The organism is Nonomuraea pusilla, from assembly GCF_900109355.1.
Taxonomy (GTDB): domain Bacteria; phylum Actinomycetota; class Actinomycetes; order Streptosporangiales; family Streptosporangiaceae; genus Nonomuraea; species Nonomuraea pusilla.
Map to the genome: position 1 here is coordinate 354133 of NZ_FOBF01000002.1, position 14359 is coordinate 368491.

Genomic DNA, 14359 nt, shown 5'->3' on the forward strand with positions numbered 1-14359 from the left:
TAAGAGATGAGTGCGTCCCCGGCCAGGAACCAGCGTGCCGACGCCCGGCGCAGCAGGGCCGCCATCCTCGACGCCGCGGTCCGGCTCCTCGACGCCGACCCCGACGTCAGCGTCGAGGCGATCGCGGCCGAGGCCGGCGTGACCCGCCAGACCGTCTACGCCCACTTCCCCACCCGCGAGCGGCTGCTGTCCGCCGTCGTCGAGCGGATCACCGAGCAGGCCGTGGCCGCCATGGACGCCGCCGACCCCGACGACGGCCCGGCGGCGCGGGCGCTGCCGCGCGTGCTGCGGGCCGCCTCCCGCGTGGCCGGGCGCCACCCGGCGCTCATGGCCAGGATCGCCGCCCTGCCCGTCACCCCGCAGGCCGACCGTGACCTGCACGCGCCTGTGGCCGAGCGTCTCGAACGCGTCATCCGGCGCGGCCAGGACTCAGGGGAGTTCGACGCCACGCTGCCGCCCGGCTGGCTCGTCACGGTGACGATCAGGCTCGGCCACGCGGCGAGCGAGGCGGTCTCGGCCGGGCTCGTCGGGCGGGAGGAGGCCGAGCGGGCCCTGCACGTCACCCTGCTGCGCGCCCTCGGCGCGAGCGACCCGGCATCGGGCCTCCCGCCGACTCGGTGACGGCCCGCCCACGCCCCGGGCGGCACGATCGGTCTCGCGCCCGCGACCCGTGACGGGGTCTGCTCAACGCGATCTCAACCGATCCTCGACACGCCCCGCCACACACTTCCTTCACCACCTCGCCCGCGAGGAGGCCTCGATGACCATCAAGAGGAGGAGGAAGCTCATGACGAGGAAGAACCTCGGCGCCCTCACGGTCGCCGGCGCCGCAGTGCTCGTCTCGCTGCTCGGATCATCGGCGGCGACGGCGGCGACGGCTGCACCGGCCCGCTCGCAAGGCTCCGCTGCGTCCCACGCCGGCACCGCCGCCCCGGCGGGTTCCCGCTCCGTCGCGGCCGCGATGCCGGGTGCGACGCGGCCCCCGTACGCCCACGCCTCGCACCGGGTCGGCCGGGCGACCCAGAAGGTCACCGCCTACAACGGCTGCGACCAGCCCGTCTGGTTCAAGGTCCGGATCAAGGGACGGCCCGACACCGGATGGATGCAGGTGGGGCCCGACGGCACCAGGTCGTACACCTGGCCGCGGTGGAACAAGTTCCAGGGGGTCAGCTGGTACTGGAGGGGTTGCGATCTCCACTAGGCTCCGCGGCCGACACGTCCTGGCCGCCTGACCCCCGCCGCGGGGGCGCGGGGTCAGGACTCGCCGCGCAGCGCGCTGCCCTTCTTCCACTCCGAGAACGGCATCTGCCAGAAGCCCCAGCCGTTGTTCCACTCGAGCTTCCTGGTGGTGCCGGTGATGTCGACGACGTCGCCGCGCTGGACGTTGTCGTAGAACCACTTGGCCTGGTCGGGGCGAGCGTTGATGCAGCCGTGGCTGACGTTGCGCACGCCCTGCGCCCAGACGTTGTCCTTGGCGTGGACGTACTCGCCGGAGTTGGAGATGCGCACGGCGTGGTTGATCATCACGTCGTAGTAGCCGGGGTCGCCCTTCTTACGGCCGGGCGAGATCATGCGCACCGGGTTGCCGCGCTCCATCGTCAGGTGGATGCCGGAGGTGGTGGTGTACTCGCGGGTGGTGGCCATGCCGGCGCTGATGCGCATGGTCTGCACCCGCTTGCCGTCCTTGTAGACGTACATCATGTGCTTGCCGGCGTCCACCTTGCTGATCACCTTGGCGCCGATCTTCAGGTTGGCCGTGTAGTCCTTGACCCCGTACAGGCCCTTGCCGGCCTTGACGCCGGTGATGTTGGCGTTGAACGTCACCTTCTGGTGGGCGGGCCAGTACTTGGCGGTGCGGTAGATGACGACGGTGTCGTTGATCCAGCGCCAGGCGCCGGTCACCGGCTTCTCCGCCTTCACCTCCAGGGCGCGTTCGACGGCGGCCTTGTCGGAGACGGCCTGGTTGAAGGTGACGATGATCGGCGCCCCCACGCCGAGCGTCTCGCCCTTGGCGTTGGGCGTCACGTCGGCCACCTGCAGCTCCAGCTCCGGCTTGAGCGTGCGGAAGCTGCTGGTGGCGGCCGTCTGCCCCGACTTGGCGGAGACGTCGTAGCTGGTGGACGGGCGCAACGGCGACTTGGACACCCACTTGGTCCTGTCGGTGTTGAACGCGCCCTCGACCTGCTGCCCGCCGCCCTGCACCACGACCTCGTCCAGCGCGCCCCCCGACGCGGTGACGACGATCTTCTTGTCAGGGCTCACCTTGGCGCTGCCCTCGGCGGGGCTGATCTTGATGACCGGGGCCTGCGGCGTGGCCACGGTGGTCGCGTCGGACTCGCCCGGGCCACTGCTGGCGGCGTTCCCGCTCGCCGAGCAGGACGCGGTCAGGGCCGCCGCGGCCAGCAGCGCGGCCCCGGCGACAGGCTTTCTCCAAGCGGACGCAACGTTCAAGACAGTCCTCTCCCCCACGGTGTCGTACACACCTCAAAAAAGGTTAATGCTCCTGCATGTAAGACGCCGCTTCGTTTAGGAGAGTTCGGTCACATTTCGATCACTTCTCAAGGTCAAGGCAGGTCAACGGCCGGTCAAGGCGTCGTTCAGCCCCCTTGGGGCCGGTGCGGAGAGCGGGTTCAGCGGGTGCCGAGGCGGTGGGTCAGGCTCGTGTGCCGGCGGCCGGCGCCCCTCGTGCGCACCGCCTGCGCCAGCGCCCGGCGCGAACCCACGATGACGACGAGCTTCTTGGCCCGGGTGATCGCGGTGTAGAGGAGGTTGCGCTGGAGCATCATCCAGGCGCTGGTGGCCAGCGGCACCACCACCGCCGGGTACTCGCTGCCCTGCGAGCGGTGGATGGACACCGCGTACGCGTGCGCCAGCTCGTCCAGCTCGTCGAAGGCGTAGTCGACCGGCTCGTCCTCGTCGGTCAGGACGGTGAGCTTGTGCTCGTCGGGCCGGATGTCGGTGACGATGCCGACCGTCCCGTTGAACACCCCTGCCGCGCCCTTGTCGTAGTTGTTGCGCAGCTGGGTGACCTTGTCGCCGACGCGGAAGACGCGCCCGCCGTAGCGGCGCTCCGGCATGCCCTCGCGGGCGGGCGTCAGCGCCTCCTGCAGCGCGATGTTGAGCGCCCCCGCGCCCGCCGCGCCGCGGTGCATCGGCGCCAGCACCTGGACGTCACGCCGCGGGTCGAGCCCGAACCTCGCCGGGATGCGGCGGGCGACGACGTCCACGGTGAGCTGGGCGATCTCCTCGGGCTCCTCGCAGGGGAACAGGAAGAAGTCCTTCATCCCCTCCAGCACCGGATGGCGGCCGGTGTTGACCCGGTGCGCGTTGACCACGACCCCCGACTCCTGGGCCTGGCGGAAGATCTGCGTCAGCCGCACCCGCGGCACGTCGTCGGCGGCCAGCAGGTCCTTGAGCACCTCGCCCGCGCCGACCGACGGCAGCTGGTCGACGTCGCCGACGAACAGCAGGTGCGCGCCGGGCGCGACCGCCTTGACCAGCTTGTTGGCCAGCAGCAGGTCGAGCATCGACGCCTCGTCCACCACCACCAGGTCGGCGTCGAGCGGGTTGTCGCGGTCGAACGTCGCGTCGCCGCCTGGGCGCAGCTGCAGCAGCCGGTGGACGGTGGTGGCCTCGTGCCCGGTCAGCTCGGCCAGCCGCTTGGCCGCCCGCCCCGTGGGCGCGGCCAGGATCACCCTGGCCCGCTTGGCGCGGGCCAGCAGCACGATCGAGCGTACGGTGAAGCTCTTGCCGCAGCCGGGGCCGCCGGTGAGCACCGCCACCTTCTCCGTCAGCGCCAGCCGCACCGCCTGGCGCTGCTCGGGCGCCAGCTCCGCGCCGGTCTCGCCGTGCAGCCACGACTCGGCCTTGGCCCAGTCGACGTCGGCGAAGGCCTTCAGCCTGTCGTGCGAGGAGCGCAGCAGCGACAGCAGGCCCGAGGCCAGCGACAGCTCCGCCCGGTGGAAGGGCGGCAGGTAGACCGCCGGCACCACGTTGTCGCCCGCGGGGACGGGCTCGCGTACCACGCCCTCCTCGGCCACCAGCTCCTCCAGGCAGGAGGCGACCAGCTCGGACGGCACCTCCAGGATCTTGACGGCGTCGGCGACGAGGTTGGGCGCGGGCAGGTAGCAGTGGCCGTCGTCGGCGGCCTGCGACAGCGTGTAGCGCAGGCCCGCCTTGACCCGTTCCGGGCTGTCGTGCGGGATGCCGACCGCCTGCGCGATCGTGTCGGCGGTCTTGAAGCCGATGCCCCACACCTCGTCGGCCAGCTTGTACGGCTGGCCGCGCACCACCGAGATGGACGCCTCGCCGTACTGCTTGAAGATGCGCACCGCGATCGACGTGGACACCCCCACGCCCTGCAGGAAGATTATCACCTCTTTGATGATCTTCTGCTCCTCCCAGGCGGCCGCGATCATCCTGGTCCGCTTCGGGCCGAGGCCGGGCACCTCCACCAGCCGCTCCGGCTGCTGCTCGATCACCTCCAGGGTGCCGGTGCCGAAGTGGTCGACGATGCGCTCGGCCATCTTCGGCCCGATGCCCTTGATCAGGCCCGAGCCGAGGTAGCGGCGGATGCCCTGCACGGTCGCGGGCAGCACGGTCGCGTACGACCACACCTCGAACTGGCGGCCGTAACGCGGGTGGGAGGTCCAGCGCCCGCTCAGCCGCAGCGACTCGCCCACCTGCGCGCCCAGCAGCGGCCCGACCACCGTCAGCAGCTCGCTGCCGGACCGCTCGGTCGCCACCCGCGCGATCGTGTAGCCCGTCTCCTCGTTGGCGTACGTGATGCGTTCGAGGACGCAGTCGAGATGCGCGGCGGAGGGCCCGGCCGATCCGTCCTGCTTCACCGAACGACCCTCTCCCTGTCCGCCCGCCGCTTCTGGGCAAGATTAGAACAGCGGCGGGGGGAACGCCTCCGCCGATCGTCTCTCGTCTCTCGGCGGGCGGCGGGCGGCGGGAGCGCGGGCCGGGTACGACCCCTTCACGGCTCAGGCGGGGGCGAGCCGCCACAGGGACGTGGTCTCGGCGGCGCGGGCGGCGTGCAGCGGGTCGGCGGCGTCGGCCGAGCGGGGGTGCCGCGGCTTGGTGTCGATCCGGCCCAGCACGCACAGCCCGGCCCCGGCGATGCGGGCGAGCAGCTCGGCGCGCGTCCTGAGGCCGAGGTGTTCGGCCAGGTCCGACAGGATGAGCCAGCCCTCGCCGCCCGGCTCCAGGTGGCCGGTGAGCCCGTCGAGGAAGCCGCGCAGCATGGCGGCGTCCGCGTCGTAGACGCCGCGTTCGAGCTCCGAGACGGGCCGGGCGGGGAGCCAGGGCGGGTTGCACACCACGAGCCGGGCGCGGCCCCCGGGGTAGAGGGCGGGGCCGGTCACGGTGACGCGGCCGGCCAGGCCCAGCCGGTGGACGTTGTCACGGGCGCACGCCAGCGCCCGCGGGCCGGCGTCCGTGGCGACGACCCGTCCGAACCCGCGCCCGGCCAGCACCGCGGCGAGCACGCCCGTGCCGGTGCCGAGGTCGAACGCGGTGGCGGCGGGCACGGGGCCCGGCGGCAGCGGCGCGCGGGCCACCAGGTCGACATACTCGCCCCTGACCGGGGAGAACACCCCGTAGTGGGGGTGGATGCGCGCGCCGAGCGCCGGCACCTCGACACCCCTGACCCGCCACTGGTGCGCCCCGAGGACGCCCAGCAGCTCGGTGAGGGCGACCGCCACCGGCCCGCGCGGCTGCCCGTAGGCCTCCGCGCACGCCTGCCGGACGTCCGGCGCCCTGCGCAGGTTCAGCACGTGCCCGCCCCGCCCGGGACGGTCCTCTCCCGGGCCGTCCTCTCGGGGGCCGCCCGCTGCGGGGCCGTCCTCCAGCAGGACGAGCAGCATGCCCAGGACGCGGGCGCGTCGCCCTCGGGCCTCGCGGTGCAGGTGGAAGGCCCGCGCCGGGTCGTCTCCCGGACGCGGGGACGGCGGGTGGCCGAGGCGGCGGCTCATCGCCCGCAGCAGCTGCCGCGCGTTGTGGTAGTCGCCGCGCCACAGCAGCGCCGTGCCCCGGCGGGCCAGGCGGTGGGCGGTGGCGGCGCTCATGCGGTCGTCCGCGACGACCACCTCGCGCGGTGGCGGGGCGGCGCTCCCGGAGTGCCAGCGGGCGGTTCTGACGACGTCGGCTTCGGTCCAGCGGATGGTGGACACCGCGTACTCCTCGTGGTCGAACGTGCTAAGGACACGAGAAGCACTTCGACGAGGAGCGGGCGCGAGCCGCCCGCGCCGCGCTGCGGCGGGCGTGGACGACCAGGTCAGGGCCGGCGGTTCAAGGCCGGAAGGGCTGCCGCTCCCGCGTCGAAGCGCGAGCGGGGACGTCGCCGAGCACCATGCCGGGGACGGCGCCTTGAACCATGCCGGATGTCACGGGCGACCCTCTCTGAGACCGGCCACCAGGTTCCCACATGGTGCCCGGCCCCGCCAAACCCCCGCGGCTCCACCTGCTCCCGTGGCCGGTCGCCCCGGGAAGGACGGGCCGTCCCAGCCGCTAGTCTTGACGCCCATGAGCCAGGTGGGACAGACGACGGCGCGGGCGCTGCTGCGCAGGCTCGCCGTCGAACAGGCCGAGAACAGGGTGCCGTCGGTCACGGCCGCCATCGTGCGCGACGGGCGGCTGGCGTGGTTCGGCGGCCGGGGCCGCGTCGACGGCGCCCCGCCCACCGCCGCCACCCAGTACCGCCTGGGCTCCATCACCAAGAGCATCGTGGCCACGGTCGTCATGCGGCTGCGCGACGAGGGCGCGCTGCGCCTGGCCGACACCCTCGACGCGCACCTGCCCGGCACGCCGTTCGGGCACGTCACCGTCGCGCAGCTGCTGTCGCACACCTCCGGGATGACCGCCGAGCCGCCCACCGAGTGGTGGGAGCGCACGCCCGGCCTCAAGACGGGCGAGCTGCTGGACCGGGTGGGCCCGGGTGAGCTCAAGCACCGTCCCGGCCGCCGCTTCCACTACTCCAACCTCGGCTACGGCCTGCTCGGCGAGCTGGTCGCGCGCCTGCGCGGCAGGCCCTGGCTGGAGGCCGTGGAGGAGGAGGTGCTGCGGCCGCTCGGCATGAACGCCACCACCGCCCGCCCGCGCCCGCCGCACGCCACCGGCTACGCCGTGCACCCGTGGGCCGACGTGGTGCTGCCCGAGCCCGAGCACGACGCGGTCGCGATGGGCCCGGCCGGTCAGCTGTGGTCCACGCCCCACGACCTGGCCCGCTGGGCGGCGTTCCTGGCCGGCGACACCGGCGACGTCCTGTGCCGCGACACGCTGGAGGAGATGCGCGAGCCCGCCGGGGTGGCCGACGGCGACTCCTGGACCTCCGGCTACGGGCTGGGCCTGCAGCTGGCCCGCGAGGGCGGTCGCCGGCTGTCCGGTCACACCGGTTCCATGCCGGGCTTCCTGGCCACCGTGTGGGCCGACCCGGCCGAGCGGCTGGGCGTGCTGTTCATGGCCAACACCACCAGCGGCATGAGCGGCGGCCTGCTCACCGACCTGCTCGACATCCTCGACGAGCACGAGCCCCGCCTGCCCGAGGAGTGGGAGCCGGTCGCCGCCGATCCCGGCCTGCTCGCGCTGACCGGGCTGTGGTACTGGGGTCCCAAGGCGTACGCGCTGCGGGTGCTGCCGGGACGCTGCCTGTCGCTGACCCCGGTCGTGGGCGGCGGGCGCGCCTCGCGCTTCGTCCCGCAGGACGACGGCACCTGGCTGGGCCTCGACGGCTACTACGCCGGGGAGACGCTGCGCGCGGCGGACGACCACCTCGACCTCAACACGTTCATCTTCACGCGCACGCCGTACGACCCGGCGGCGCCCGTCCCCGGCGGGGTCACCGGCTGGAAGGCCTGACCCCCGGCCGCCCGGCTCCGTCTCCGTCTCCGTCTCCGCCTCCGCGCGGTGCGGGGCCCGGCCGGTGGCAGCATGGTCGTGTGCGCGTGGCGATCCTGGGGCCGCTGGAGGTCGAGCCCGGCGCCGCCGTGGGCGGCGCGCGGCTGCGCACCCTCCTCGTACGCCTCGCCCTGGCCGCGGGCCGTGCCGTGACGGTGGAGGAGCTGGCCGCGTCCGTGTGGCCCGAGGGGCTGCCCGCCGATCCGGGCAACGCCCTGCAGACGTTGGTCTCGCGGCTGCGCAGGGCGCTGCCCGAGCCGGGCGCGCTGGTGTCGGTGCCGGGCGGCTACCGGCTGGAGGCCGACACCGACGCGGCCGAGTTCGACCGGCTCACCGCCCGCGCCCGCGGCGTGGACGACCCGGCCGGGCGGGCCGCGCTGCTGGCCGGCGCGCTGTCGCTGTGGCGGGGCGCGGCGCTGGGCGAGGTGGCGTCCGCGCCGTTCGCCACCGGGTACGCCGCCCGCCTGGAGGAGGCGCGGCTGGCCGCCGTCGAGGACCGCGCGGAGGCCGAGCTCGCCGTCCTGGCCGCCGGCTCCGGGACGTGGGAGGGCGGCGCCGGCCCGCGGGCCACGCGCGCGCCGGGAGCGGCGCGGGCGGCGGGCGCGTCCGGCGCGCGGGAGGCCGTGCGGGAATCCGTGCGGGAATCCGTGCGGGAGGCCGGGGAGCTGGTGGGTGAGCTGGGCGAGCTGGCCGCCCGCCATCCCCTGCGCGAGCGCCTGCACGCCCTGCGCGTCAGAGCCCTGCTCGCCGCGGGCAGGCGGGCCGAGGCGCTGGCCGCCTACGAGGAGGTCCGCCGCCGGCTGGCCGGAGAGCTGGGCGCCAACCCGGGTCCCGCGCTGCGCGAGGCCCACCTGGCGGCGCTGCGCGCCGAACCGGCCCGCTCCCCCCGCACCAACCTGCGCGCCCCGCTGACCAGCTTCGTCGGCCGCGAGAGCGAGCTTCGCCTGGTACGGGCCAGACTCGCCGCGCACCGCCTGGTCACCCTGGTCGGCCCCGGCGGGGCGGGCAAGACGCGGCTGGCCACCACGGTCGCCGCCGAGCTGCTGGCCGAGCACAGCGCGGTGTGGCTGGCCGAGCTGGCGTCCGTCACCGACCCGGCCGACGTGCCGCAGGCGGTGCTGGCGGCGCTGGGCGGCAGCCCGCTCATCGGCGGCCCCGCCGACACCCTCGGCAAGCTGGTGGAGGTGCTGTCGCCGGGCCGCGTCCTGCTCGTGCTCGACAACTGCGAGCATCTGGTCGAGGCCGCCGCGCGCCTGGCGGAGGAGCTGCTGGGCCGCTGCCCGCGGCTGCGCGTCCTGGCCACCGGCCGCGAGCCGCTGGGCGTCGCCGGGGAGGCGCTCGGCCCGGTGCCGCCGCTGCCGCCCGAGCCCGCGGTGCGGCTGCTGGCCGACCGGGCCGCCGCCGGACGTCCCGGCCTGGTGATCGAGCCGGACGTCGCCGCCGAGATCTGCCGCCGCCTGGACGGCCTGCCGCTGGCGATCGAGCTGGCCGCGGCCCGGCTGCGCGTACTGTCACCGCGGGAGCTGGCCGACCGGCTGGACGACCGGTTCCAGCTGCTGAACGCCGGCAGCCGCACCGCGCTGCCCCGCCACCAGACGCTGCAGGCGGTCGTGGCGTGGTCGTGGGACCTGCTGGAGGAGCCGGAACGCCGCCTGGCCGAACGCCTGGCGGTGTTCGCGGGCGGGTTCGACCTGGCGGGCGCCGAACACGTCGCCGGGTTCGACCTGGCCCCGGCCGCGCACCCCGGCGGCAGCCTCGGCCTGCTCGCCGCCCTGGTGGACAAGTCGCTCGTCCAGGCGGCCGAGCACGGCCGGTACCGGATGCTGGAGACCATCAGGGAGTACGCGCTGCGCCGCCTGGCGGCGCGCGGCGAGAGCGACGAGATCCTCGGCCGGCACGCCGCCCACTTCCTGGACCTCGCCGAGCGGGCCGAGCCGCACCTGCGCGGCCACGACCAGCTCGCCTGGATCGCCCGGCTGGTGGCCGAGCACGACAACCTGCTCGCCGCCCTGCACCACGCGGTCGGCACCGGCGACGCCGGCACGGCGCTGCGCCTGGCCGCCGCCCTCGGCGTGTTCTGGACGATCCGCGGCACCCGCGCCGAGTCGACCGGCTGGATCAAGCTCGCCCTGGACGTGCCCGGCCCCGCGCCCAGCCAGGCCAGGCTCATCGCCACCGCGACCTACCTCATCAACGGCGCGCTGGCCGGCGGCGACGCCGTGATGGCGTCCGCCGTCGAGGAGCTGAGGCAGGCGATCGACCCGCCCCCGCCCCCCACCGGCCACCCGGTGCTGGCGATGCTCCAGCCGGCGCTGGCGCTGTTCACCGACGACAGCGAGCTGGGGCTGAAGGTCATCGAACAGCGGCTGTCCCACCCCGACCCGTGGGCGCGCGGCATGCTGTACGCCGTCAGGGCCGCCATGAAGGAGAACGACGGCGACATGCGCGGCTCGCGCGCCGACCTGGGCGAGGCGTGCAGGGAGCTGCGCGCCTGCGGCGAGCGGTGGGGGCTGGCGCTGGCGCTGACGTCGCAGGCGGAGGCGCACGCCGTGTTCGGCGACTTCGACGCGGCGCTGGAGGCGATGCGTGAGGCCGTGACGCTGCTGCGGGAGCTGAACCCCGACGGCGACCTGAGGCACCAGCGGGTGTGGGAGGCGACCATCCTGGTGCGCAAGGGCGAGGTGGAGCGCGCCCGCGCCGAGCTGCTCGCCATGACGACCCCGGGCAGCGGGCGCGCGGAGCCCGGGCACGAGCTGTCGGGCCGCAACGTGGCGTTCGCCCACTGCGCGCTGGGCGACCTGGCGCGGCTGGAGGGCGACCTGGAGGCCGCCGCGCGCGAGTACGCCGCCGCGTCGGAGCACCTGGAGACGTCGGATTCGACGGCGCCGCAGTTCCGCGCGCTCGTCCTGATCGGGCAGGCGCACCTGGCGACCGCGCTGGGCGACCCGGGCGCGGCCGGTGAGCGGATCAGGCGGGCGGCCCGGCTCGCCATGTCGGCCAGGGACATGCCGGTGCTGGCGCACGTCGCCGTGGCGCTGGCCGGGCTGCGGGCCGCGGTGGGCCGTCCCGGCCAGGCCGCGGCCGTGCTGGGGGCCGCCGAGCAGCTGCGCGGGGCGCCCGACGCCTCGAACCTGGACGTGGCCCGCCTGGCGGCGCTGCTGCGCGACCGGCTGGGCGGCGAGGCGTACGAGCGGGCGTACGAGCAGGGCCGCCGCCTGGACCGTGCCGCCGCCCTCGCCCTGGTGCTCACCGGCCCGCCGCAGGGCTGAGCCGGGCGAAGGCCGCTCGAGCGCGGCGGCCCGCGGACGGGACTCTTGTCACACGGATGCGGGCCGAAGGTCCGCGGCGCGGCGCCGCCGCCGGGTGCCACCATGGCGGCCGACCCGTTCACCGGCGATGAGGAGCATCGATGTCCCGGCCGAGACGCGCCGACCTGCCCCTGGTGTACTCCTGCTCGGGCTGCTCCAGCGCCGCGCAGATGGCCAACGACCTGGCGTTGCGGCTCGACCGGGAGGGCCTGGCGGAGATGTCGTGCATCGCCGGGGTGGGCGGCGACGTGCCGTCGCTCGTGCGCGTGGCCACCTCGGGACGTCCCGTTCTCGCGCTCGACGGCTGCCCGCTGACCTGCGTGCTGTCCACGCTCGCGCGCCACGGCGTCGTCCCGGACGAGCACGTCACGCTGCACACGTACGGGGTGCGCAAGCGCAAGCACATCGGCTACGACGCCGAGGAGGCCGAGCGCGTGCTGGAGTCGGTGGCCGAGACGGCCAGGCGGCTCACCCGCCGCCCGGCTCCGGCTCCCGCGCCGCCCGCGGACGTACCGTGATGGCGGTGACCTGCGCCTGCCCGTCGCGGGCCGAGCAGCCGTCGGCGAGCGCGCAGCCGCCGCAGCCGCGCGGCGGGCAGCCGCCGAGCCGGTCCCGTGACAGCCGGCCGCGTTCGACCCAGTAGTCCACGATCGCCTCGGCCTCGTCCCGCGTGATCCCGGCCCGCCGGGCGATCTCGCCCAGGTGCGCGGTGCCGCGCGCGGCGACGATCTCGGCCAGGACCTGCCGCAGCGCCCCGTTCACAGGAAGATCCTGCCGACGCGGAAGACGGCCAGCGCCAGCAGCCAGGCCACCGACAGTTGCGTGACGAGGCCGATCAGGGTGAAGCGCGGCCCGATCTCCTGCCACTGCGCGGCCAGGGTCGCCATGCACGGCGTGTACGCGAGCAGGAACACCATGAACGCCAGGACGGCCGCGACGGGATGCCCGCCGGAGGTCGCCTCGAACGTGTCACGCAGGGCCGGCGCCAGCGTGCCCGGCCGCGAGGAGTCCTTGGGTTCCTGGCTGCCGTAGGTCTGCGCCATCGTGGCGACGACCGCCTCCTTGGCCACGAACCCCGTGCTCAGCGCCGCCACCGCGTGCCAGTCGCCGAAGCCGAGCGGCTCGAAGACGGGTGCGAGCGCGTCCGAGACGGCGCCGAGCGCGCTGTGCTCCACGGGCGCCTGCCCGAACTCCGCCTCGACCCCGACGGGGACGGCGGCGAGCAGCCACACCGCGGCGACCGTGCCGACGATGACCGTGCCCGCCGTGCGCAGGAACCCCGACAGCTTCTGCCAGGTGCGCACGGCCACGACCCGCGCCGACGGCATCCGGTACGGCGGGAGCTCCAGCAGCAGCGACTCCTGAGCCAGGTCGCGGAAGAGGGTGCGGCGCAGCACCAGCCCCATCGTGACGACCAGGGTGACCGACAGCAGGTACATGCCGAAGACCACGGTGCCGCCCGCGCGGCCGAAGAAGACCGTCGCGAGGAGCACGTACACGGTGAGGCGGGCGGTGCAGCTCACGTACGGCATGAGCAGACCGAGCAGCAGCCGCTGGCCGGGATGCCCGAGGATGCGGGTGGCCGACAGGGCGGGCACGTTGCAGCCGAACCCGACGATGATCGGCAGGAACGCCCGCCCCGGCAGGCCGACCAGGCGCATCAGCCGGTCGGCGACGAACGCCGCCCGCGCCATGTACCCGGAGTCCTCCAGCAGCGTCAGCAGGACGAACATGACGAGCATCAGCGGGACGAAGGTCAGCAGCTGGCCCACGCCGCCGATGAGCCCGTCGACCGCCAGCCCGGTCAGCCACGGCGGCGCGCCGAGCGCGGCGAGCAGGTCGCGCGCCGAGCCGGACAGCGGGCCGTCGAACAGGCGGCCCAGCAGGTCCTGCACGGGTGCGACGAACGTGGTGGTGGCGGCGAACACCCCCCACATCGCCAGCAGGAACGCCGGCACGCCGAACAGGCGCGAGGTGAGCACCCGGTCCGCCCGGTCGCTCCAGGACGGCGCCGCTCCCCGACGTTCCGCCGACGCCGACAGCACCCGGTGCGCCCAGGCGTAGCGGCCCTCGGCCAGCAGGGCGGGCACGCCGCCGTACTCGTCGTCGGCGGCCCCGGACGCCAGCAGGAGCTCGCCCTGCCGCGCGGCCCGCTCGCGCAGCTCCTCCGGCACCCCGGGGACGTCCGCGCCGCCGCCGAGGAGGGCGGTGGCCAGCAGCCGGGGCGGCCACGGCGTCGCCGCGCAGGCGGGGAGCAGGGCGGCCACCGCCTGCTCGGCCTGCTCGCCGAGCGGCGGCGGCGACGGGACGACCGGGTCACGCAGCGCGTCGGCGACGGCGGCGGCCAGGTCGTCCACGCCCTCGCGCCGGCGCGGCACCACCGGCACCACCGGCACGCCGAGCTCGGCGGACAGCCGTCCAGGGTCGACGCGCAGCCCGCGGGACGCGGCGACGTCCGCCATGGTCAGGGCGACGACCACGGGCAGTCCGGCCTCGAGGACCTGGGCGAGCAGGTACAGGTTGCGGGCGAGGTTGGCGGCGTCCACGACGGCCACGACCAGGCCGGGACGCCGCTCGGCCCCGCACAGCAGGTCCCTGGTCAGCTCCTCGTCGGGTGAGCGCGGTTCGAGGCTGTAGGTGCCCGGCAGGTCGATCAGGGTGACGGCGGGACCGGGCGCCGCGTCCCAGGTCCCGCGCGCCACCCGGACGGTCTTGCCCGGCCAGTTGCCGACCGCCTGCCTGGCGCCGGTGAGCGCGTTGAACAGCGTGGACTTGCCGACGTTGGGGTTGCCCACCAGGACGACGGTGGGCGCCCCCGCCACCTCGCGCCCCCTGCCCTCGTCGCAGCAGGGCGGAGTCAGCAGCCGGGCGGGAGCCGCCGCGGGCAGGCCGTCACGCATCCGCGACCTCCAGGCCCGCGGCGGTGCCGTCGTCGATCGCGATGCGCGTGTCGCCGACCGCCAGCACGAAGCCGCCCGTCGCGCCCCTGCTCAGGACCCGTACCACGGTTCCGGGCAGCAGGCCGAGCTCCAGCAGCCGCGGCCGTTCCGGCCCGGCGAGCAGGCGCCCCAGGCGGACGGTGGCGGGTGGCGTCAGATGGCGGACGGTCCTCATCGCGAACCCCTAGCTTAGGTAAGGCAAACCAAAATCCG

General features: G+C 75.0%; 11 protein-coding genes. 5 read left to right on the plus strand and 6 right to left on the minus strand.

Features of this window, described 5'->3' with window-relative positions; translation table 11 throughout:
• Positions 1-6: 6 nt before the first annotated feature.
• Together BMX74_RS04530 and BMX74_RS04535 are read left to right on the plus strand one after the other, a co-directional pair.
• Entirely contained in the window at positions 7-621 is a 615-nt protein-coding gene (locus BMX74_RS04530) for a TetR/AcrR family transcriptional regulator (protein ID WP_055501750.1), read from the plus strand.
• Between the two features lie 139 nt (positions 622-760).
• Complete coding sequence (locus tag BMX74_RS04535; RefSeq protein WP_091098497.1) at positions 761-1201, plus strand: hypothetical protein; 441 nt, start codon at positions 761-763, stop codon at positions 1199-1201.
• Positions 1202-1254: 53 nt separating this feature from the next.
• On the opposite strand, the gene BMX74_RS04540 is transcribed toward BMX74_RS04535, so the two are convergent.
• The 3 genes from BMX74_RS04540 to BMX74_RS04550 all read right to left on the minus strand — a co-directional run bounded on the left by BMX74_RS04540 (position 1255) and on the right by BMX74_RS04550 (position 6176).
• Complete coding sequence (locus BMX74_RS04540; RefSeq protein ID WP_055501752.1) at positions 1255-2451, minus strand: L,D-transpeptidase; 1197 nt, start codon at positions 2449-2451, stop codon at positions 1255-1257.
• A 179-nt stretch (positions 2452-2630) separates the two neighbouring features.
• Entirely contained in the window at positions 2631-4847 is a 2217-nt protein-coding gene (recD2, locus tag BMX74_RS04545; protein ID WP_091098499.1) for an SF1B family DNA helicase RecD2, read from the minus strand.
• A 141-nt stretch (positions 4848-4988) separates the two neighbouring features.
• Positions 4989-6176 (minus strand): methyltransferase, encoded by a 1188-nt coding sequence (locus BMX74_RS04550; protein ID WP_091098501.1) that lies wholly within the window; start codon positions 6174-6176, stop codon positions 4989-4991.
• A 352-nt stretch (positions 6177-6528) separates the two neighbouring features.
• Between BMX74_RS04550 and BMX74_RS04555 the strand changes: the two genes are divergently transcribed.
• The 3 genes from BMX74_RS04555 to BMX74_RS04565 all read left to right on the plus strand — a co-directional run bounded on the left by BMX74_RS04555 (position 6529) and on the right by BMX74_RS04565 (position 11725).
• Entirely contained in the window at positions 6529-7860 is a 1332-nt protein-coding gene (locus BMX74_RS04555) for a serine hydrolase domain-containing protein (RefSeq protein ID WP_091098504.1), read from the plus strand.
• 80 nt (positions 7861-7940) lie between these two features.
• The gene (locus tag BMX74_RS04560) at positions 7941-11168 is read left to right on the plus strand and encodes an AfsR/SARP family transcriptional regulator (protein ID WP_177227223.1); all 3228 of its coding nucleotides are present in this window, start codon (positions 7941-7943) and stop codon (positions 11166-11168) included.
• A 140-nt stretch (positions 11169-11308) separates the two neighbouring features.
• Positions 11309-11725 (plus strand): putative zinc-binding protein, encoded by a 417-nt coding sequence (locus BMX74_RS04565; RefSeq protein WP_091098508.1) that lies wholly within the window; start codon positions 11309-11311, stop codon positions 11723-11725.
• On the opposite strand, the gene BMX74_RS04570 is transcribed toward BMX74_RS04565, so the two are convergent.
• From BMX74_RS04570 to BMX74_RS04580, 3 genes are read right to left on the minus strand one after another with little or no spacing between them, the layout of a single operon-like run.
• Complete coding sequence (locus BMX74_RS04570) at positions 11676-11969, minus strand: FeoC-like transcriptional regulator (protein WP_055501758.1); 294 nt, start codon at positions 11967-11969, stop codon at positions 11676-11678. The genes BMX74_RS04565 and BMX74_RS04570 overlap by 50 nt on opposite strands.
• Complete coding sequence (gene feoB / locus BMX74_RS04575; protein ID WP_091098509.1) at positions 11966-14107, minus strand: ferrous iron transport protein B; 2142 nt, start codon at positions 14105-14107, stop codon at positions 11966-11968. The genes BMX74_RS04570 and feoB overlap by 4 nt, the downstream gene beginning before the upstream one ends.
• A complete protein-coding gene (locus BMX74_RS04580; RefSeq protein WP_091098513.1) occupies positions 14100-14321 on the minus strand; it encodes a FeoA family protein in 222 nt (73 codons plus the stop codon). Before BMX74_RS04580 ends, feoB begins: the two co-directional genes overlap by 8 nt.
• Positions 14322-14359 lie beyond the last annotated feature (38 nt).